Below are 22,931 nucleotides of genomic sequence, written 5' to 3' on the forward strand. Positions count from 1 at the left end.
CAAACCGCGCGCTTTTCAGCACCTAGTCATCGTGATGCTGGCGTAATGACCGTGATTAAACGTGAGTTACTCGATTAAGCCTGATAAAGCTCGAGTGGAAAGCTGTCAGGATCTTTAAATAAATAGGGGCAACGCATTGTGCCCCTTCCCCTTTAGCATCCCCCTCCCCAAAAAACACCCATTAACACTTGCTTACAATTTCACTTCCGAAATATTGCTTATTTTGCCAACCCAAACAAACACTGCATTGTTATCTATACAATAATCACCAATTAAAATTAACAAGTCATTAACAAGAAAGCAGTGGGTAAATTCAGTCAAAAGGATTAAAAATGACAAATAAAAATAACCACAAAGGCATTCATGAGCTCTATCGTGAAAATCCAATAAACGCAGATAAAAAGGTTTTTGGAAGAACATCTGATCCCATTTCACGCAGGGGATTTCTTACTGGGCTTGGCACAATGAGTGCCATTTTAGGGGCTGAAGTTGTTTTCGGACGATTTATGCCAGCAGGGATGATCCCAGCAGCTTTTGCTGAAACAACCGAACAATTTGCACTAACGGGAAAGCACTCCGGTTTAATTGTTCTCAATGACCGCCCTATAAATGCAGAAGTTCCCGCTCATTTGCTCAATGACTGGATCACTCCCGCTGATAAGTTGTTTGTTCGTAATAATGGACTTCCCCCTGAAACTGTTGACCCGAAAAGTTGGACGCTAACTATAGATGGAGAGTCAACTAAACAAAGTAAAACGTTCACGATTCAAGAACTGAAAGATAAATTCGAGCATCATACTTATCAATTAACCATTGAATGTGGCGGTAATGGTCGTGCCGAATTTAATCCACCAGCAAAAGGGAATCAATGGACCACTGGCGCTGTTGGATCGCCTCAGTGGACAGGCGTAAGGCTACGAGATGTACTAGAAGATTGTGGGATAAAAGACGATGCGGTCTATATTGGCTATCATGCTGCGGATTCTCACCTAACTAGAGACCCAACCAAGACACCAATATCCCGTGGTGTACCAATAAATAAAGCGTTGGAGGATGAAGCTCTCATTGCTTGGGAAATGAATGGCGAAGCAATTCCGATGTTAAATGGTGCCCCTTTACGTTTGGTCTTTGGCGGGTGGCCTGCATCGACATCAGGAAAGTGGCTAACAGGTATTTCCATTCGCAATAAGGTGCACGATGGCACCAAAATGGGTGCTCCAGCCTACCGAGTTCCCTGCTCACCCGTAGCGCCAGGCGCAAAAGTAGACAAGGAAGACATGTGCATTATTGAACAGATGCCAGTGAAGTCTTTAGTTACCTACCCTAAATCCGGCGAGCGCCATAATATAAAAAATAAGTTTATAGCAAAAGGTCACGCTTGGGCTGGTGATAAGAGTGTGAAAGTTATGCATGTTTCCATTGATTTCGGGCAAACATGGCAAGAAGTTGAAATAACAAAGCCAGTCAATAAAAATGCGTGGCAACACTGGGAGGCTGAGCTGACTTTTCCTAAAAAAGGCTATTATGAAGTGTGGGCAAAAGCAACAGACAGCGATGATATATCGCAACCCATGATACTTCCCGGCTGGAATCCCAAAGGATACTTAAATAACGCCTGCCACCGAATTGCGGTTCAAGTTGTGTAGAGGGATTTTATGTATAAATGGATATTATTATCTTGCCTTTTCGTTATTCCAACGAGTTACGCCTCCGACCCAAAAGGACATGATGAGCAAACAGGGCTTATCATTGATACGGGCTACGAATTGGTTAAAGGAAATTGCACGGTGTGCCATTCGGCGAAAATTATTGTTCAAAACCGACTATCACGTGAAAGTTGGTTGGCGAGTATTCGGTGGATGCAAGAAACTCAAGGGCTATGGCCACTTTCTGTTAATGAGAAGCCTATTTTGGATTATTTAGAGAAGAATTATGGCCCAACAACGGTCGGCCGACGCGCCAACCTCCCCGCAGCATTACTTCCAGTAGGCAGCAAATAAATAAAATAGAAGGCATTACACAACGTGATGCCTTCTACTTCGTATCAAAAATTTCTATTTAGGGCTTAACCCATTCAAGCTCAATATTACCGCTACTGTTAAAACTTACGGAAAGTGTAGCCTGTGCATTACCATATACATCCAAGCCTAACAGGTAGAAGGAAGACAAATTTGAGAGGTGTGGTGAAACTGACGTTTCTCTCGCTACATTCGATATATTTGGGCATGTATAGTATCTATATGGTATTGGATTTGCCGATGATGGATTAAATGGACCAACACATAATCGGTCTGTATATAGAAAGCCGTAGTTGTATTTCAGTTCCAAAACCGAAAGGAAGGTATCATCCTCACTCTTTAAATCAAAACTTCCAAAGCTATTTATCTGGTTGTTTTGGTTTGTGTATTTAACCGTGGTGGTATCTCTGTCTATAATCGCAACATTGGTTGAGTTATACGACGCTGGAGAGCGAGTTAATCTTGCTGCTACATTCGTAGAAAGAATATTATCATTATTTTTTAAAAGTATGGCTGAGTGCTCTGTACCTCGACTTACAGACCAATCTAACCTTGATATCTCTTCACTACTGCCAGTGTAAGTTAGGTTGTAGTTTTTAATACTCGCGCCATTATTTTGGATGCTATTACTCTCTTCAATGGACAATTCATTGAAATTCAATGCTGGTGGCAACACAGCGCTAATCGGGACAACGCCATTGGCATTCTCCCCCCAACATGTATCTTGCACGGCACCTGACTTGGTTGTTAACTCAACACAAACATCCATATTCTGGGATTTCTCCGTGGAAATATAGAAAAACGCCGACTCAAGGTCACTACTGGCAGAGACCGCAGAGGTACTGTAAGCATTAGGGCTAATAAAATGAGGGTAACCATTCGACTGACTAGATACTCGCCAGTCGTAGTCCTCTATATTATTGTTTGTGTATTTTCTTTTAAACGTTATTGATGACACCTCCTCACCATCGCCCAATTCAAACAGGACAAAGACTTCCGCCTGCATTCTTCCGTTCGCGTATATTCTGTCATCACCCGAGTTGCGCATAATCCGCAAATCATTAATCTCATTTCCTGGTGGTAAAGGTGGATCGTTTGCTAGCACTACCGAACTAAACATAGAACATATGATAACTGGAGCAACTATATTTATGGTCATTTCATATTTCTCTATCTGAAGCTGACTAATACGTTTCTTATTTAATAACGTGACGATATTTCAGGTCTAAATTAAGCCGCGCCCACTATATTTTCACCACCCCACTGTGCACTCGTACCAGCTTGTGTATTTCGAGCGTAGTCCATTAGGCGCTGCATTGTATTATTCGCATCGCTCTTCAAACTCTCAGGGCTAATCAAAGACAGCTTAGCGGTAGCATTAATAAAACCAGCAGTGCTTTTGGGCGTATCCGCCCCATCCTTTTTAATATCAGTCGCTTTGTCTGCAATTGATTTAGGATCTTTGCTTAAACTAAAACTTCTTTTCGACCAATCAACTCTGACATCGACACGTTTTTTAGGGTCAATATAATAATGTCCCTTACCAAACATCGGTGTGGTTTTTTTAAGGTTCTCTTTCGTTTTTATTCCTCCTTTTGCCATTCCGGAGGTGAATTTAATAATTGTTGCCGCCAGTTTTAATTTACTGTCATCTTTTATCGTACCCGCGAGGTCGACTGTTGAACCGATAGCGCCGTATACATCGGCTGTAAGCCCCGTTAACTTGTATGTACTTGCATGCGAAAGTTGTTTGCCTAGGTTTTTGCTGGCAAACCCTGTTACTTTGGTAAACTTCGTAGCGGCGCCAGCTGCTTTACCCACGGTTTTAAAGCCATTACCCAATGCAGATACGGCACCTTTACCGCCACTCGCAATTGCTGAGATAAGACCCGTCGTAGCAGACGCAATTGACAAACCTTTCTGAGCTGGATGATCTGCGTCTAGAGAGGCTGATGCCATATCGAGTGCTCCAGATACTGCGCCAGCAACACCTGCAACTACTCCCAAGCCAACGACCAGTGCAGCCCCTCCGGTAACGACCGCAGCAACCGCAACGGCAATACCAATCACAACAGAGACCAGAGCTTTAAAAAATGCACCTATGTTAAACCGACCATCAGGGTCCACTTGGTTTACAGGATCGTTTAATACATACGTATACCCATTGATACCGCCTTTCTCAAATGGTGCCATCTCATGGTCGTATTGCATAAACCGCCGCTGAGTTGGATCATAAAGTCGGTAACCTAATCCCGTATGATAAACGCCAACTGTGCTCTCAAAACGGTGACCGTGGAATCCATATTGAGTTAAATCAATGATTAAATCGACAGTATCATCAAACATCATTGCATTGATTGGCAATGATGTCGCCGCTGCACTTAAACCAAGAGTCATGCTGCTCGATTTTAAAAATTGTCGCCTGCTTAGATTGTCCATTTTCTTATCCTATGATTATCCAAATGGTGTAAATACTTTATGGTCTGCACTACTGCTAACGCTGCCGACATGATCAGAACTAACCGTTTTGTATTTAATATCGAAGTTAACTTTCCCATTTGCATTTAATGCCGTAATAGAGGCTCCGGTATCAATGCTTCTTAAGCTCATTAAATTTGAGCCCGCTCTAAGCGCGACTAATTCACCGTCGTGATTAAACATTTCACTCGAGTCAATTCCGTTTAATGCAAATATTTGCTCGCCAAGCGCATTGTAGCGATACTCTTTAATAAGCTTATTTTCTGGGGTAAGAATTTTTTCAACCTGGTTGTTGCCGCTATAACTATATTTGATGCCATTACTGCCTAAAGTTTGATTACCAAACTCATCATATTCAAAATGTTGATTAAGATATGCCGAGTGGGAATTATAGATAGACATTATCCGCATTGGGTTCGTCGCATCGTACGTGTAGAGTTCTATATTATGCTCATCGTTTTCAAAAATGGTTTCGCATTTCGTAATGTTATTAAATTCATCATAGTTAAATAACTGTTCTTTAATTTCATTCTCATGCGGATCAAGCGGATATGTATTTCCCTCAACTTTATAATGGATTACCCTTCCAAGTTGATCATAGATAAAGGTTTCTTCGGTCTGCTTATTCCCATTATTGCTTATGCGAGTGCTAACCCTGAGGGTATCGTCATAGTGTGTCGCAATACTCAATGTCTCTAGACCATTAACAGCCCACTGCCTTTTGCTTTCAAGCCCAATATCGTTATAAGTAACCACTAATTCAACGTCGTTCTCGTTACCAATAAAGCGGTAAAATACGGGACGGGAATAGGCATCATATTCTGTTGAACCTGTAAAAGTCTCACTACCAACAGTCATGATGGTTTTGATGACACGCCCAAAATCATCGTGTTTTAACTCTATATTTGCTCCTGCAAAGTCAGAGATGTTGAAAAGTGTACCTACAATCGAATTTGAGAACGACATGCTCAACGGTGATTTACTCATCACCGACGAAGTGACTCGTGCTAAGTTACCCGCGCTATCCCTATCGTATTCAATATCACTATTAACGTTATGACATGATTTCAGTTCGCCTGACTGGTTATAGGTATAATAAGCGGTAGACTTTGGGTCACCGTCGATATAGTCACTTAATACTTGCTCGGTAACTTCATCATAAGTGAGATTTCTTGTTGCGCCATTTGGCAATATGATTGTTTGGGGATTCCCATTTACATCAAAGTCTTGGTATGAATATTCACAGCCGTTATAGCGTTTTCTTGTCACTCTTCCTAAATCGTTATATTCCTTTTCGGCAATAAGCACGTCATTAACATGTATGGTAGTAACAAGTGATTCAGAAGAACGTGAATCATAAGCAAAACGTTCAGTGACCGTCTCGCCATCGGCGTGGATTCGTCGTTCAATCACTCTCTCTAAACCATCGTACTCATACTCAATCTTTGCACCTAAAGAAGTGGTCGCGTTAGAAAGCAGCCCCTGAACGTTATAGCTATTTTCCGTTGTATATAAATGCCTGCCATTTGCATCAGAATGGGATTCAGAAACCAAACGGTCAGCTTCATCGAACCGCTGAGTCGTTCGATTCAACCCATCAATCCACTTACTCTTTGACAAAGTGACAGGATCATAATCAAAGTTCTCCACCATGCCTGTAGGATGAACTATTTTGCTCACTTCTCCCCACTCATCATAATCGTATGTGGTCGTCATCTTAAGCTGACGATCAGGAAGATAGTCATAAGCGGTATAACTGTCTTTTTCACCAACATTGTTATAAGTCGTCTCAGACAAGATAAACTGTTCGCTATTTATTTCAGCATACTGTCGACGCTCTGCGCCCTCATTATTGAGTTCTGTAATGAGTTTGATCCCATCAGGCTTAATCTCAATAACCTTGTTCTCTTCAGCACCAACATGCTGTTCATATTGCGTTGCTGATACAGCGATACCTCGAAGCTCAAGTACTTCTTCTTTGATATTATTATCGCTTCCCCACGCCACTTTCATTTGTATCGTGTCGTTTACCGAAGTAGAAATCACTTTCTGATTAATGAGGTCGAACTCTTCATATTTATTAACTTCGGTTCCATCGGAGTAACGGTTTGTACGGTGAATCTTAAAGCAGGACGAGTCGCGGGTGTATTGACTATCGTAAACAACCTCATTGCCATTTAAGGCTTCACGTTCTATTTTCTTGCGGCCAAATCGTATTTTATCGCTTCGATCTGTATAGTGCTCATAGTCAATCGTGACGTTAGAAAACGTTTCTTTCTTTAGTAGACAAACTTTATGCTCAGATAGCCCCTCTATCATTTCATATTCATAGTGCTTAGTATTAGTTACATCAATATCACCTCCATTAGGTACTATCGATTGTTTTTTAAGTTTGTTCCTAAACCCAAATGGCGACGGCTCTATTGCTCCATCGCCGTTCTCATGAAAATATTCTCTTATCTCCTTCGTATTATCTAACCCAGTGAATTCAAGTTGGTTACCCCATTCATCAAATGAGAAACTTTCGTCCATCGTTCTTGTTTCACCAGATCGATTATGAAGCTTTACTCGTTTTGTTTTCAAAAAAGAATACTGTGGGACTTGCTGCGAAATATCTCTGCTTTCGTCACAGTAATAATCGTATTCAGTTTCCTGATACGGGCTGCCATCGGTATACGCAACCTCAGAAGTTACAAGGTGATACTTATTGTAGGTTCTTTCTATGCGCTTGTTACCAATGAACTCAGTGCATTCGTATCGATAATCTTTATTTTCCTTAAAAAGAGTATCTTCACCTGCTTTATAAGCTCTAGTCCCGAACGCACCTAAATAGTTTTTTTGAGAGTACTCATAATTGTGAACAACCGTTGGTTGATCAGCACCAAGAAAGCGTTGTAATTCGGTGACATAAGGGACATATTCCATAGGAGTACCGGAAGGAGTACTAAAGCCATAATCCCGATAACGAACCCTTTCTTCTAGGCCACTAGGGTACACGCACGACTCTATCAGCATGACACTCATTGAACCGATATACTTATAATTAAACGTCGTATATTTAGAGGTATCATTGGGTATACATGCATATTTCAGCGCTTTCCCGTGCCCCTCCTGCGCTAAATATAGCTTTACCTCAGAAACAAGATTACTGTCATCCCATAGCTGCACAGACGTAATCCATTTATCCGACCAGGTATCAATATTTATAAACAGGCCATTTTCATCGCTAACTCTATATAGCGTCTGTTCGTTGTACCTACTGTAGTAACTGAATGTAAGGACTCGGCCTATCGGTGATATTTTTCGAACTAGCAAGCCACTCGAATAATCATACACTTCAGTATCGCCAGAAGAGTGATACACAAATATCTCACCACTTTTCGTTCCTGACGTATTTTTATAATGCACTTGGATATTTTTGATCTTATGGTATGGCATTTCGTAGCGGCCAAGGCTGCTATTCCATCTAATCTTAAAGTTTGACCCATCACATAATGTTAACTCTGAAGTTGCTGATCTAAAACGACCAATAGGCATACTCCAACCCACACCAAAACCTGAATCAAACGTATTAAATGAGCTATACGTCAGTGCACCTGAAAAAATAGGCCCTAATAAATCGTTACCTGTTAACGTTATTGTATTTATAGATGCAGAATACGTACCTGTTCTGGGGTCTACACCCGTATCTAAAAAATCTGAAAAGTTAAAGGCATTACTGGTAATCATTACATATCCCTATGGTATTTATTAGATCAGTATTAAATGCAAATGAAGGTAGTTAAGATGTAAACTATATTTAGGTTGTCACGGAACTAATACAAAAATATGACGGTTATATAACAAAAGCCATTCAATCATTATTTATTACTAGATATAACAATATTTTTATTTTATCTATTTATTTATAAAAGATTTTCATATAAAACAAAATCGACCGTTTGCTATAAGTGACACTTTACATAATAAATAAACACACTAAACAAGCCAAAGTAATAACTAAGCGCACATGCATCAAAGCACCTACCTAACCTCTCGAATAACTATTACCACTCAGTAAAAGTAATTTGACCATAAGCCAGATTATCAACACAGGTGTGATAAAGGATAATACCCATACAGAATGAGTACGAATAATACATCTCTACTTTTAAAATACTCGTACTCACCTAAGTTAATTCAATCAATTTGCTCAAGAAGCTGCAATATAGAAAGGTCATTATGAACGCTATAAATATGGTCGTGTTTACACTTCTTATTACACTATCAACTCCCATATTCGCTGATATTAATAACAACAGTAGCAACACTTGGGTAAATGTTGCTGATAGTAGCCATCGCGCTAATGTTAACTCACATAGAACCAATCAAATGAGCATTAAAAATCAACAACTTAAAACTAATAAAGAAGAATGGCGTATCAATATTCCTTCATCATTAAAATATGCACGAAAAATAGAATACAACACGCGACCATGTCATATTCATCGCTCTTCAATTGAAATATAGTCAGTTCGTCTATAGAGTTTATTAAGTGCTTTTTTACCCAACCCAGCCCAAACAATGTCCTGCTATTTACATTCCAATATCAAACAGATAATAGTCTCGTGCACTATTATCTGTTTGAACCTTTTCAACAATTCCTTTCGAAAATTGTCTAGCATCTATACTGGTTAAGCATGTAACTGACATTTGGACTCTCTAGGAACGACTATGACTGATAAATTCATAAAATCGAAAGCTGCTGTGGCATGGGCTGCAGGTCAACCTGTATCTATGGAAGAAGTGGATGTTATGCTCCCTCGTGCTGGTGAGGTACTTGTGCGTATCATAGCCACAGGGGTATGTCATACTGATGCATTTACACTTTCAGGCGATGATCCTGAGGGTATTTTTCCTGCGATCCTAGGGCATGAAGGCGGCGGTATTGTCGAAATGATCGGTGACGGCGTTACTAGCGTTGTGGTTGGCGATCATGTCATCCCCCTCTATACCCCTGAGTGTGGCGAGTGTAAGTTTTGTCTATCCGGAAAAACAAACCTTTGCCAAAAAATACGAGAAACCCAAGGTAAGGGCCTAATGCCAGATGGCACGACCCGCTTCTATAAAGACGGTAAACCCATTTATCATTATATGGGCTGTTCAACATTCTCGGAATACACCGTATTGCCTGAAATATCCTTAGCGAAAGTCAATAAAGCAGCACCGCTTGAAGAAGTCTGTTTACTCGGCTGTGGTATCACTACGGGTATGGGCGCAGTATTAAATACAGCCAAAGTCCAAAAAGGTGACACTGTCGCAGTATTTGGTCTTGGCGGAATCGGTCTTTCAGCCATCATAGGGGCCCAAATGGCTGGAGCCAGTCGCATTATCGGCATTGATTTCAACGAAACAAAATATGAACTAGCGACCAAACTTGGCGCGACTGATTGTATAAACCCACAAAAATATGAAAAGCCAATCCAGGATGTCATTGTTGAATTAACCGATGGTGGCGTTGATTACTCATTTGAGTGTATTGGTAATGTCAATGTCATGCGCTCTGCCCTTGAGTGCTGCCATAAAGGTTGGGGAGAATCGGTCATTATTGGTGTCGCCGGGGCAGGCCAAGAAATTTCCACTCGCCCGTTCCAGCTCGTAACTGGGCGTGTATGGCGCGGCTCTGCGTTCGGTGGCGTTAAAGGGCGTTCTGAGCTGCCTGAGATCGTTGAACGTTATATGGCCGGTGAGTTTGCTTTAGATGATTTCATTACCCATACCATGGGGCTTGAAGACCTTAATCACGCGTTTGATCTTATGCATGAAGGTAAAAGTATCCGTAGTGTTATTCACTTCGACAAATAACATGATCAATTGACGCCACTGTGAACACAAACTTTTAGCAGGCACTTAACGAATTATGACAACTGCGGGCTTATTCCAAAATATTGTTTCTTTATGGGCAGTGGTCGATCCGGTTGGGTCGATCCCTGTTTTCATTGCAGCTACGGCAGGCATGAATGCAGCCCTTAAGCGCAAAGTAGCGTTACGTGCAGTGTTGATGGCCTTTTTGGTGCTGTTTGGGTTCATGGTCGGCGGCCAATTGCTGCTCGAAGCTCTCGATATTCAGCTCGAGGCGTTCCAGATTGCAGGCGGATTAGTACTATTACTCTTTGCGCTTTCTTTAATTTTTGCTGATAGCAGTAAACCTGAGAAAGAAAGTGAAATGTGTGACGGTAAAGAGCATGCGCTTGATATTTCCGTTTTCCCCTTAGCTGTTCCTTCTATTGCTGGTCCAGGTGCAATGACGGGCGTGGTCTTAGCGACAGATAAGTACCGTTATTCATTGCACGATCAATTCACCACTTTCGTTGCTTTGATCATTGTCCTAACCTTTACTTATTTGTTTTTCTTACTCGCCAACAAAATTCAACGAGTCATTGGTACAAGCGGTGCGAGTATTGTAAGCCGTGTAATGGGGCTAATCCTTGCTTCAATTGCGGTGCAAACCATTCTAAACGGCCTAATGGCCTTTCTTGAAGGTGCTTAACTTCCAGCATCAATCAACTGGTTACACGTAAATAGTTAATATATTAATCTCCTACTTCAACACTTCCTATAAGATATAGCCAAACATCTTTATTCGTCCTTTCATACTCAAAAACTTGATTATTACCCACCAGTAAAAGTTATTTATGTTTTTACGCGATTATCATCCTTCTGCGTATCAATATAATACTCGCCAACAAGGTTACTGGCTCAGACGGTGAGTAACCAGAATTTCTAAATGTGAATAATGCGACAAGGTGGAAAACAGTATGTCAAAGATTGTTGTTGTTGGAGGCGGTGCAGCAGGCTTAGAGTTAGTAACTCGTTTAGGTAAAAGCTTTGGTCGCAGCAATAAGCATCATGTTATTTTGGTTGAGCCTTCAACCCATCATTATTGGAAGCCTCGTCTACATGAGATTGCTGCAGGGACTTTTGATGATGAACTTGATGCCGTAAATTACATTCAGCACGCCCGCTGCAATAAATATCAATTTGTACAAGCAGCGATGACAGATCTAAACCGTGAAACCAAGACGCTGCAATTACGCTCTGAAAATGGCACAACCTCAGAACTTGATTACGATTACTTGGTCATTGCTGTTGGGGCCATCAGCAATGATTTTAAAACACCAGGTGTAAGTGACCATTGCTTGTTCCTTGATTCTTCCGTTCAAGCTCAAAAAGCATGGCAACAGATCAACCCTTTACTCAGAGCTGAAGGCCAACACCATTTATCCATCGTTGGCGCTGGTGCAACAGGCGTTGAATTAGCCGCAGAGCTAGCGAAAGTAAGTGCAAAGTTACAGCGCTATCGCCATGGCGCTGAACTCAAGATTTCACTGATTGAAGCTTCTGAGCGTGTATTACCCGCTGGCCCAGAATGTATGTCAGCAAAAGTACAAAGCCAACTAGAAAAACAAGGGATTACTGTTCGTACCAATACCCGAGTACAGCGTGCAGAAGAAGGGAAACTAATAACATCCGACGGTGAGGTTATTAACGCTAATCTGCAAGTATGGGCTGCTGGTATAAAATGTGCAGAATGGCTAACGAAACTCGATGGACTAGAAACAAATCGTTTGAACCAACTTAAAGTTGACGAAAACCTTCAATCAACAATTGATGATGCGGTATTCGTTATGGGTGATAGCGCTGAATGCCCACAGCCTGACGGTTCGTTTGTACCGCCTCGTGCACAAGCTGCAAATCAAGCTGCAGCCCACTTGGCAAAACAGTTCAAACGATTACTAAAAGGTAAGTCTTTAAAGCCGTTTATATTCAAAGACGGCGGAATGGTGATCGCAGTTGGCCACGACTATGCCGTTGGCAGCTTAATGAGTGGAAAACTAATATTGAGAGGTCGATTAATTCGTAATCTCTACGACACCATTTTCCGCCTCCACCAACAAATTTTATTCGGCTGGGGACGCGTAACCGCACTTGTACTGCTCAAACGTATTAAATGTGCATTAAACCCATACTATAAAAGAAATATTTCCTAAGCCAACCATTGAACCAAAGGGAGGAGCTTTAGGCTCCTTCTTGCATTAACGCATATATAAACAATTAATATATTGGAACAACAATCATGTGGTCTAAACTTCGTGGCTCTCTACCTCTGCAGCTGATGCTGGCAGCCGTTTCTGCTTGGCTAATCGCATTAGCGTTCTCAACCACAACCGATGTTGTTCAGCAAGGCTGGTATCAATTACTTATGCTGGGCAAAACAACTTATATTGGTTTACTGAAAATGATCGTTGGCATTGTCGTCATGCTTTCATTATTACAAGGCATAACGAGTATTGGTTCGATTGTACGTTTGAAGAAAATCGGCTTTCAAACATTACTGTTTTATAGTTTCACCACTTTTATTGCAATTAGCTTAGGTCTGGGCGCTTCACTACTATTACCAGCTTGGCAACCATTAACGGAATTTGCGCCTGTTGCAGATGGCGTAAAATTAATCAGTGAAGATGCTGCGGGTGGCACCGCAATCATAACTAAGCTATTAAACATGGCATTAGTTAATCCAGTGTCAGCTTTAGCTGAAGGCAATTTGCTGGCCGTCGTCGTGTTCTCGTTTATGCTTGGGATCGCCTTGCTTTCATCACTCCCAGCCAAGCATCCTTTATATGATCTGCTTGATGGGTTAAGTAAAGGTGTGAATTCCATCGTGCGGGGCATTGTTCGATTATCTCCAATCGCTATTTTCGCTATCGTATTTGATTTTACAGTGAATGGCGGTGAATCATTATTCGAACAATTAGCGTTATTCGCTTTGCTAGTATTAGCACTAACTGCTATTCATGGTGCAGTTGTATTACCTACGATTGCAAAAGTGGCAACCGGAATTAAATATACAACACTGTTTAAAGCAATATCAGCCCCCTTAGCGATGGCCTTTGCAACATCTTCTAGCTCGGCAGCGCTACCTTTGGCAATGCGAAGTGCAGAGGAAGAACTAGGCGTGTCACAAAGTACAAGTAGTATGGTACTACCACTGGGTGCTGTTATGAATATGGATGGGACTGCACTATTCGAAGGTGTTGCGGCGATATTCTTAGCTCAACTGTTTGGTGTTGATTTAACGACCACAGGCTTAATCATGATCTTCATTATGGCAATGGTCTCATCGGTTGGCGCACCAGGTATGCCATCAGGTTCAATGTCTGGTATGCAATTAGTACTGCTTGCTGCCGGTATTCCACTAGAAGCTATTGCTATACTACTGATCATCGAGCGTCCACTCGATACATTCCGGACAGCTGTGAATGTAGAAGGCGATCTGGTTGCGTCTTTGGTTATAGATAAGTGGCAACAGCGCTCAATTCCAGCTCCAGTTCAAACATTGGCAAAGGATGCCAGCCTTATTGGATAATTCATTATTATCAAGCACTCTACGTTAGAGGTTTATTCTGTGGGCAAAAAAATCCCCACCGCCTTATACACTTTCAACTAGAAAGAAACTAAAGTGGTAGGGATTTTCTTTTTGCAGTCAGACATTCAAGCTTTCTTCAACAAGCAGCATGAAGTAGTCCGCTACAGGCGTTTATGCTCTTTTCAAGCCATACTCTGGCTTGTGCGAGGTGATGCTTGCGACGTTAAATCTTCAAACTCACCTTCAATGGTTGAACCATTTTGTTGATATGCTTGCTGCTTTGCGGCTTCTTCATAAGCTGTTTGGATTTTTTTCTTCACGAATGGCTTGGCTATCAATGCGGCAATGCCGATAAACAGTCCAACAACAGCTGCAAAAATCACAGTAAAGAAACCAATCACAAGAGCAACAACACTAGTAATGATATTTTTCATCGTATTCTTTTCTCTTTCTTAATCACTTGGCTTTAATTTACCTCACTGAAAATGAACAAACCATGAACAGTACATTAATCTAAAGCAAAAAAGCCCTCTTACGAGGGCTTAGAAACAACTTACATCAGTGTAGTTAAGCTTCTTATTGCGCTATTTCTGAGAAACAGGGATACCCACACCACGCGTAATGTTACGTTCTTGGACATAAACGACTGGCGTCCATGCCGGTACTATCATCTGACCGTCTTCAAATGACGCACCGTTCGCAAGTTCAACACTGTGTAGCTTGCTTAAGGCTAACTCTGCATCTTTTGGAGCATCAATCTTCATCTCGTCTGGCGTTGCATTAATGACAATCACTAATCCATCAACCGTACTATCAAGATCTTGGCCTGCACTTATACCATTATCAATCGACATTACGACTAAACCCGGTGTCTGTTGAGCGCCTGTATTGTGGAAATCAACACGCTTCTTAACCTCTTCACCACTAGGTAATGCCATTAATGGGTAGGATTGACGTAAATTTGCGAGCTCTTTATAGAAAGCTAACATCTGAGACATTTCTTTATTTGTTACCTCAGCATTAACGCCCGCGCCTTCAATAACATCTTCGATGATATCGTAGTTATCGCCATCTTTATCTTTACGTGGTAAGCCTTTATTCCAGTTGTTATCTTGTAATGTAAAATCGACAAGGTTATACCAATCACCAGAATCGTATGAGTCACGCTGCATTGATTTCGAGCGAAGTAGTTCAGATCCCATGTGAGTAAAAGGCATAGCCTGCCCTAACATTGCTGTCGCTAAAGACACCGCCTGAATACGTACACGATCTTCTACTGTTACACCGTAAGGCGTTTTGTATTGGTTGTTATCCCATAAGGTTTGGTTATCGTGCTTAGATACGTAATTCTGAATCTCAGATGGATTCACAGCATACCCAGCAGGCACACCATTATAATCAATTTCATCCCCACGAACGGTATCGCCTTTTGAATCAACCATGACGAAATCTTTTAAGTTCCCCGCCATACCTAAGCGAGTTAAATCAGCGTAGTGAAGCGCTAACTCAAGTGTCTCTGCATCAGGTGTTGCTAGGTCATTAGGCTTCACATAAATACCATTACCGAAGCCCTGCATTTTGCGAAGATTTTCCTCACTGTCAAACGGGCTGCCACCGCGTACCGCATCACGCAGGCGATCAGAGAAACTGCCGATACCAGTACCACCTAAATTGGGTTGAGTGGCTTGCGTAAACAATGCATTACCTTCAACTTCACCAAAGTCCCAACCTTCACCATAAAAATAGGTATTAGGGTCAACTTTTTTCACCGCTAATARTGAACGTTCCATTTGATCGAGTGGGTGGTGCCCCATTAAATCAAATCGGAAAGAATCAATTTTATAATCACGCGACCATACAATTAACGAGTCGGTGATCATTTTTTCAAACATCGCGCGTTCAGGTGCAGTATTCGAACAACAAGTCGAATTCGTAACATTGCCTGTCTCAGGGTTTAGCCGTTGGTAATACCAAGGCACAATTTTATCGAGTACAGAAGTACGAGCTTCGGGGCCTGCCGAGTTCGTGTGGTTATACACCACATCCATAACCACGTTCATTCCAATATCATTTTTGACCGACATAATCGCTTCGCGCAATTCTTTAATTCGAACAGGTCCTTCTGCGTCTGTTGCGTACGAGCCTTCAGGCACAGTGTAATGGAATGGGTCATAGCCCCAGTTAAATGAATCGACATCTGAAACATAGCGGTTTAGTTCTTGAACTACCGGATTTTCAGCTGTGTCACTTTCTTTAACTTCGGCTAATACTTCAGAAATGAGCATATCTGTACCGCAATATTGCTTGAATTCTGAAGAATTAACGCCACTGTTTACTTTACACAGTTTGCTAAATGGTTCATCGATATCAGCCACTTCATCTGGATTTTCATTAATTGTCGCTATATCAAAAATAGGTAATAAATGGAGGTGTGTAACACCACTTTCACTTAACGATTTAAGGTGTTCTACAGGCACAGTATCTGGCTGACTGAATGCCTTAAACTTTCCTCTCGCATTTTCCGGCGTCGAGGCATCTAACGCTGAAAAGTCACGTACATGTGATTCATATATCACGAACTGGCTTGGGTTTGTTTGGTCAATGGGCCGTTGAAGGTCGTCCCACCCTGTTGGTTTAAGGTTTGTGTCATTAAGGTCAATAACCTGACTATATTCAGAGTTCATGGATAAGCTTAATGAATATGGGTCGGTAACTTGATAGCTCTCAATCTTGCCAGACACCGGATGGAATACATCGATTAAATAGCGGAAATAAGTACCACTCGGTGCCTTATCGGTTAACAATGACCAAATACCGGATTGATCATCGTAGTCCATTTGTAAGCGACCAAGTTCTTTTTTATCATTATTAAACAAGACTGCGACAATATTTTGTGCCGACGGTGACCACACTTTAAATTGAGTGTCGTTACCTTTAATCACAGCACCTAACTCTGCCGTTTGTGCATTTTCGGCAAACAGCTGATCAAGCGCCCCCGCAGACTGCACTTTTGTGCCAGCGATAAGTACACCGTTATCATCAACCGCCAATACGGCTAACTCAGCTTTAATAACCGGTCGAATATCGATTGATGCATCAATAGCAAATGCAGGTTTATTCGCTAAGTGCGGAAATTTAGCTTTCACGTCAGCAGATAATACTGTTGGCTCTAACACTATATACTCAGCGTTATACGTATTATTACTGTCAGGGCCAAAGCCGCCCTCTAACTCAACATATAGGCGAACTTCATCTGCATTGGTTGCCTCATCCCAAATAAGCGTGTGCCCTTCGACTAAATGAGCGCTCGCATTCGCAACCCCAAAAAGTTGCACGTAAGCGTCACCGCGTTCATTGTAAGAAGCCGTACTTCCAGGTAGGTAAGACGCTGTACGATCAGGGATTTCGACAAAGTCCACTTTCCCGTCACTACCAGACAGGTTACTTAAATTATCATCCCGAATAATAAAATTAACGCATTCTGTGTCACCATTTTTAAGCTTTAACTTCCAATAAGGACCGTATTCATCAACACCTACAGGCTTAATACTGTCATCATCCCAACCAGAGTTCGTATCTAACGCGCGATCACATGTTTCGTTATTCCAAACATGTAAGCTGTACTGATCGTAACTTGCGGAACGATTCCGTTCCGTACCATTTTTAGCCACCATATAAATGACAGTTTCATTCTCCCCAGCCACTACGGGTTCATCAACGGCGCCGCTCGCTGGTATAGAAGCAGAAGGGCCATCGGTTGCCGGTAATTCAATATCAATTGATGGTGGATTGGTCGTGTCAAAATAGCCATCACCCGTATTATCGTTAGAAGAACTATTACAACCAACGAACAGAACGACAGAACAAAGAGGTATAACGGCTTTAGCGACCACAGATAATTTAAAGTTCACGATGTTTCCCTTAATACTCATAATTTTAATAGGGGGAAGTAGAAAAATTTGAGTTTGTTTTTATGGCAGGAACAATACTGAACTTGTTGGACTACAATCTGTGATCAAACGCTATTTGATTGATAAGAAAGCAGAAATAGATGCTAAATTTGGCACCGCATCACTAAATGTACATGCTATTTATTATTATCTGTTGTGCACCGTATTTTACATTGGTCACAGAACACCTTAGATCTTAAGTTAATATTTATATTATTAATCTAAAGCGACGCTTAAACCAACAGATATCGTATAGGCTGATAAATCGTCATGAGCAACTAACTGGCTAGCTTCAGCATACCCATACCAATCTTGATTAAAGGCACCCGATATACCAAAATGCATTCTTCCATATACATTATCATCCGATTCCACAACAATCGGTAATATACTTCCAGAGTGATTCGACTTTAATTGTGAAATTATACGTTCATTTCCACTTGCTATATCATAATGTACATACGCTTTCGCATAAGGTTGAAACACCCCGAACGGCGTCCTCAAAGGATGAGAGATACTTACACCTGAAATTAACATTGTCGATTCAAGTGCATTGATATTGTCAACTTTTGAGATTAAGTAGTTTGAATTCGATAACGATACACGCTCGGAGTAACGATCGGTATCCGATAATGTATATTGAAGGTTACTTTCTAATGCGACATTCAGATAATTATAATTAAATACATACCCACTCCCTAATGAGAACACCCAAATATCTGAATCTACCTCGTTGGCATTATTAATTACGGTATCGCTGTAGAGGGTAACTTGACGCTCAATATCAGTATCCATAACCGCATAGCTGGCGGTAAAATCAACATACCAAGCATTACGAAAGTAGCTAAAGTAACCTGATGCAATCATTCCATCAATTTCGTTTTCACTATTTTCTGTCAATGGCTTATAAAATGGCAACCCCAACGTTAAACCAAATAAATAATGTTCATTAAATAAGTAATCTCCCCCTAATGTTAATGAGTAGCCACTTTGTTCTTGTTCTGCGCCCTTCTGTAGCGAGACGTTATCATTAATTGATGCGTTATCCATTCGAATATAGGTATCTAATCGAGAGTAATCATTAATAAGAGGACCATCGTTGAATCGGACTTCATCATTGGTTAAAAATGAGTTCGTTTTTGTCGATGACCGATAACTCGCAGTCCTTTCATTTACAGCAATAGAGCGTAGAGAGGTAGAATCAGCGTTTTTTAGCTTACGCTGTAATTTTTTACCTATCTTATCGCCTCTTACGCTGTTTGCCATTTGCTTCAAATCTGAGACGGCCGCATACACTTCATTAGAAAGTCGACTAGAAATTGAATCTTTCGCAGAGTCATCATTTGCCCACGCACATGAACAAAAAAAACCATAAACACATGAAAAACCACAACATAAATGCTTTAATGACAAACGCATATCGCCCCCAAAATATCACTTTCTTCTAATAATCAAAATATGAAAGTGCTTATTGCTATACCAACGAACTAAGTATAGAAAGGTAGGCAACAGGATTTTGTCGCAAAAATAATCATTACGGCTTATTTTTGTTAACAAATAAGTACAGAATGGCAAAATAACCAGAATCTATACACTAAGTAACAGCTTTGATAGTAGAAACATAAAATATATGTCAAAATTGAGGCGATTAATGAATTGTTATTGGCACGCGTATGACAGAAAAAAGTACAACAAACATAGTAAAGATTGGTAATACGCATTTCTTTGATCTTGAGAAAAAGTGCCTTTTTACTCTAAAGCAAACCATAAAGCTAAACAGAGCTGAGCGTGAAGTTCTAAACGAACTCATCGTTGCTTCACCAGCCATGGTATCTAAAGAAGCTTTACTCAGTGCTGGCTGGGCAAGAAAAGAGGTGGCAACAACATCATTATTCCAAACCATTCGTACACTCAGAATTAAGCTAAAAGAGCAAAACACAGGTGATACCATAGTCCTAATTCCAAAGCTTGGTTATCATATCATTACTAATGGCTATGCTGATAAACAAGATATTAATATCCCAATAAAAGAAAATAAAAAGGCTCTCTCAGCAAGTAAAAACAAACCATTATTTTTGGTCGGGGGCATTATTATTGCCTTTCTGGCTCTTATTTCTTACTTTTTGATTTTAAATAAAGAAACATCATACAACTACCTCGTTGAATTAGACGATGACAATAATACCATTGTATTGATTTCTCAACATGCTGATGATCTTAGCTACTTAATTAACTACACCGATACTTATATAAAGCCCTCCTCCAGCGTTACTAACAAACTACTTTTCATTGCGAAATCTAATGAATTTTATTCAATCGCGGTTTGTGACAAAACAAAAAGTGGTTGTAAAAAAAATACATCTCATGCCGTAAGCTTCAAGCATAATGATATAAACCTATCCTGGCCTATATTTGAAAAAGAACTAGAAAGTTTGGGTTCAATGCCTGTATTGCAAGCAGATACCGCAACGCGATCTGGGGCTAAATCTTATCATCATTTTATAGATAATGGTTTATTTTCTAAAAATTTGACCCAACACTTTGTTCACCAGAAAAAAGATAAAAGTTGGTCATTCACAAGTATTGGTTTTAAATTAAACACTAAAGGTACTGAATTTGTAACAACTAGCTTTCGAGGTGGTAGTTTAGTCTTTAATGATTCGGTGAAAAAACCTTTTATTTCGTCAATTACAACCACACCAGAATACTTCTATTGGGTGCTCAATGAAAATGAACAAAAAAAACTAGATCTTAATACTCCAGGTGAAATTGAACGCCATGGAGTTAATTTATTTAGAGAAGAAATAAAGATCACTACACACTTACTTTATACGCAGTTAGAACTCATGCTTTGGTTTTCTGAAGATCTTGGCTTTATTTGGTATCAAAAAGAAAATAACAATGGTTCAGGTTTTAGTGAACTATTTGGCCAATCCTTTCCTTGCTATGCAATAGGCTTAGGCCTAAATAGTAATTGTGAGCAAAAAAATCACCCTGTTGTGCCTTAGCTCCTGTTGTACCTGAGTTTAAGTGTCTTTATTCTACCTAGCTAGCGCCTTGAGAGAGTTTGGGTATAGGTATACACTGATAGCAAACATGCTGACAGTGGTTGTTCAAATGAAACCTACTTTCTACATTTTTTCCTGTCTTTCTATATTTAATTTTACAGCAATGGCTAACGACGATACTTCGCAAGCTGCAGATGATGTTTGTCAGTGTTTACAAGAGCCTTACCAACAAGCTGAACATGTTATTAGTGCATTCTCTAAAGCCCAACAATCTGGTGATTTGAGTACTGTAACGCAAACACAAGATCAGCTCATGAATGTCATAAACACAGCTGAGCTTTGTATGGAAAGGCTGCAAGTAAAATACCCAGAGATAAATAAAGATCAAGCTCTACAAGAAAAAGTCATGCTGTTGACTGAAGAGCAATGCCCTAACCCACTGAATAAATACAGGCAGTAATCTCAGGTTAATGCTTGACCTCCAACGCCCAAATGTTAACTTGTTGTTAATGGGAATGTAAGGGGGTATTGCCGATGAAGGATAAAATCACCAACGCTATAAAACAAGGCATCTATGCTTTGTTTTTTCACTATCGTTCTTTTTTCAACCTGACTTACCCGTTCCTGCTGGCAATGTGCTTTGGCGGTATTGGAATCTCTATTATCCTGCTATCGTCCCACCCTAGTATAAGAATTGGTCTTTGGACATTGGCAATATCAATCGCAATATGTACATGGGTATTTGTTATTCAACGCCAATATAGTGCAATCCTCTCATGGTCAGACACTCGACAAAATGACCATACAGTGCATTACCTATTCGACACCGATACAAAAAGAGCGCACTAAGCGCTCTTGTATCATACCAATTCAAACACCGACGGTACTAAGTGCGATAAAGCACTTTTATAATATGATATCCAAACTTGGTTTTGACAGGACCTAAAAGCTCAAGTACTTTCCCTGAAAAAACGGCCTTATCAAAAGCCGGGACCATTGCCCCTTTACGGAATTCACCCAAATCACCACCTCGTTTACCTGAAGGACAAGTGGAGTATTTTTTTGCAAGCGTTTGAAATTTTGCACCCTTTTTTAATTGCTTTAGGATGTCATCTGCTTGTTCTTTGTGCTTCACTAAAATATGAAGCGCTGCTGCTGTAGAAGCCATAGTGTTACCTTAAATCGAACTATCTCGGCATTATATCAAAAGATCGTCACGTTTAGCCTGCAAAAATAAAAAGCCAGCAAGAGTGCTGGCTTTTAATCTTTAAATCGTGCCTTAGGATCAGCTTTCAGTCTTCAGAATCTGAGCCGTTTCTAACTCTGTCATCTGGCGGATCTGACGCCACATATAATAGAAAACCCCCATCATCATTATCATCGATGGAATCGCTATCATTGGATAGCTAACTAACGTCAAACGTCCTAATTCTTCATTAAATGCTTGTGAACCCGACGGGCTAGTCACGATCATTTTGGCTAATACGTAATTCATTGCCGATGAAAAGACGAATGTACTCGCAAATAAATAGTTAGCAATAGCAAGACAACGTTCAAACTCGGTACGTTTATGCCTTTCACTTAACTTCTCATTAATCAATGCCATATTCAGCACAGTGTCATTGATTAAAAGTTTGCTAACAACCGGATACTTAGTAAAGGTTGATGCAAATACACCCACACCAATTAAGCCTGGTATCAAAGCTTCTTTTACGGCTAACCATTTGGGATCGAGCTCTAATAATCCAATGCCCCCAGTTAACAAAACGCTGACAAAACCTAACAAAGAGATAAAGTTAAATTTCTTGTATTTGATGAGTTCAAAACCACCAAAGACAACAGGAAAGGCCAAAGCGACAAGTAACGCACCGACTGATCCCAAATAGTCATCGCCACTTAACTTCATTAGCACGACCGAAGGGATAATGACGTTAAAAATCAAATCATTAAATGGGCTCGCTTTTTTTTCTGTCATAATCTTTTCAAAATTCTCTAACAATTACACTTCAGCATTGTTCATCGAAAAACAACAACTGTAAAGTAGTTGACCGTTACAAAGCGTTAAAACTTC

16 protein-coding genes are annotated in these 22,931 nt (G+C 40.5%); 8 read left to right on the plus strand and 8 right to left on the minus strand.

What is annotated here, in order from left to right:
• The first annotated feature begins 332 nt into the window (after positions 1-332).
• Together L4D78_RS16370 and L4D78_RS16375 are read left to right on the plus strand one after the other, a co-directional pair.
• A complete protein-coding gene (locus L4D78_RS16370) occupies positions 333-1,646 on the plus strand; it encodes a sulfite oxidase (RefSeq protein ID WP_428467926.1) in 1,314 nt (437 codons plus the stop codon).
• A gap of 9 nt (positions 1,647-1,655) precedes the next feature.
• Positions 1,656-2,000 (plus strand): hypothetical protein, encoded by a 345-nt coding sequence (locus L4D78_RS16375; RefSeq protein WP_428467927.1) that lies wholly within the window; start codon positions 1,656-1,658, stop codon positions 1,998-2,000.
• Between the two features lie 58 nt (positions 2,001-2,058).
• Here L4D78_RS16375 and L4D78_RS16380 read toward each other — a convergent pair whose 3' ends face one another.
• The 3 genes from L4D78_RS16380 to L4D78_RS16390 form a co-directional block, all read right to left on the minus strand.
• Positions 2,059-3,066 (minus strand): hypothetical protein, encoded by a 1,008-nt coding sequence (locus tag L4D78_RS16380; RefSeq protein WP_428467928.1) that lies wholly within the window; start codon positions 3,064-3,066, stop codon positions 2,059-2,061.
• A gap of 182 nt (positions 3,067-3,248) precedes the next feature.
• Positions 3,249-4,457, minus strand: coding sequence for an RHS repeat-associated core domain-containing protein (locus L4D78_RS16385; RefSeq protein ID WP_428467929.1), 1,209 nt, complete (start codon positions 4,455-4,457; stop codon positions 3,249-3,251).
• Between the two features lie 15 nt (positions 4,458-4,472).
• A complete protein-coding gene (locus tag L4D78_RS16390) occupies positions 4,473-8,225 on the minus strand; it encodes a hypothetical protein (protein ID WP_428467930.1) in 3,753 nt (1,250 codons plus the stop codon).
• A gap of 984 nt (positions 8,226-9,209) precedes the next feature.
• Between L4D78_RS16390 and L4D78_RS16395 the strand changes: the two genes are divergently transcribed.
• The 4 genes from L4D78_RS16395 (at position 9,210) to L4D78_RS16410 (ending at position 13,902) form a co-directional block, all read left to right on the plus strand.
• Positions 9,210-10,340 (plus strand): S-(hydroxymethyl)glutathione dehydrogenase/class III alcohol dehydrogenase, encoded by a 1,131-nt coding sequence (locus tag L4D78_RS16395; RefSeq protein WP_428467931.1) that lies wholly within the window; start codon positions 9,210-9,212, stop codon positions 10,338-10,340.
• A gap of 55 nt (positions 10,341-10,395) precedes the next feature.
• Complete coding sequence (locus L4D78_RS16400; protein WP_428460299.1) at positions 10,396-11,025, plus strand: MarC family protein; 630 nt, start codon at positions 10,396-10,398, stop codon at positions 11,023-11,025.
• A gap of 268 nt (positions 11,026-11,293) precedes the next feature.
• Entirely contained in the window at positions 11,294-12,526 is a 1,233-nt protein-coding gene (locus tag L4D78_RS16405; RefSeq protein ID WP_428467932.1) for an NAD(P)/FAD-dependent oxidoreductase, read from the plus strand.
• Positions 12,527-12,612: 86 nt separating this feature from the next.
• Positions 12,613-13,902, plus strand: a complete 1,290-nt coding sequence (locus L4D78_RS16410) for a dicarboxylate/amino acid:cation symporter (protein WP_428467933.1) — start codon at positions 12,613-12,615, stop codon at positions 13,900-13,902.
• Between the two features lie 182 nt (positions 13,903-14,084).
• On the opposite strand, the gene L4D78_RS16415 is transcribed toward L4D78_RS16410, so the two are convergent.
• The 3 genes from L4D78_RS16415 to L4D78_RS16425 form a co-directional block, all read right to left on the minus strand.
• Positions 14,085-14,336 (minus strand): hypothetical protein, encoded by a 252-nt coding sequence (locus L4D78_RS16415; protein WP_428467934.1) that lies wholly within the window; start codon positions 14,334-14,336, stop codon positions 14,085-14,087.
• Positions 14,337-14,486: 150 nt separating this feature from the next.
• Positions 14,487-17,813 carry a pullulanase-type alpha-1,6-glucosidase gene (pulA, locus tag L4D78_RS16420; RefSeq protein ID WP_428467935.1) on the minus strand — a complete coding sequence of 1,109 codons (3,327 nt, stop codon included), beginning with the start codon at positions 17,811-17,813 and terminating at the stop codon, positions 14,487-14,489.
• Between the two features lie 255 nt (positions 17,814-18,068).
• On the minus strand, positions 18,069-19,271 hold the full coding sequence (locus L4D78_RS16425; protein WP_428467936.1) for an autotransporter domain-containing protein: 1,203 nt from the start codon (positions 19,269-19,271) through the stop codon (positions 18,069-18,071).
• Positions 19,272-19,525: 254 nt separating this feature from the next.
• Here L4D78_RS16425 and L4D78_RS16430 point away from each other — a divergent pair, with 254 nt between their 5' ends.
• Together L4D78_RS16430 and L4D78_RS16435 are read left to right on the plus strand one after the other, a co-directional pair.
• Entirely contained in the window at positions 19,526-20,860 is a 1,335-nt protein-coding gene (locus L4D78_RS16430) for a winged helix-turn-helix domain-containing protein (protein WP_428467937.1), read from the plus strand.
• A gap of 109 nt (positions 20,861-20,969) precedes the next feature.
• On the plus strand, positions 20,970-21,320 hold the full coding sequence (locus L4D78_RS16435; RefSeq protein WP_428467938.1) for a hypothetical protein: 351 nt from the start codon (positions 20,970-20,972) through the stop codon (positions 21,318-21,320).
• 426 nt (positions 21,321-21,746) lie between these two features.
• Here the strand turns inward: L4D78_RS16435 and ppiC are convergent, their stop codons facing one another.
• Positions 21,747-22,028, minus strand: coding sequence for a peptidylprolyl isomerase PpiC (gene ppiC / locus L4D78_RS16440; protein WP_428460556.1), 282 nt, complete (start codon positions 22,026-22,028; stop codon positions 21,747-21,749).
• 117 nt (positions 22,029-22,145) lie between these two features.
• A complete protein-coding gene (locus L4D78_RS16445; RefSeq protein ID WP_428467939.1) occupies positions 22,146-22,835 on the minus strand; it encodes a VC0807 family protein in 690 nt (229 codons plus the stop codon).
• Between the last annotated feature and the right edge of the window lie 96 nt (positions 22,836-22,931).

It is taken from the genome of Photobacterium minamisatsumaniensis (assembly GCF_050336695.1).
Lineage (GTDB): Bacteria > Pseudomonadota > Gammaproteobacteria > Enterobacterales > Vibrionaceae > Photobacterium > Photobacterium minamisatsumaniensis.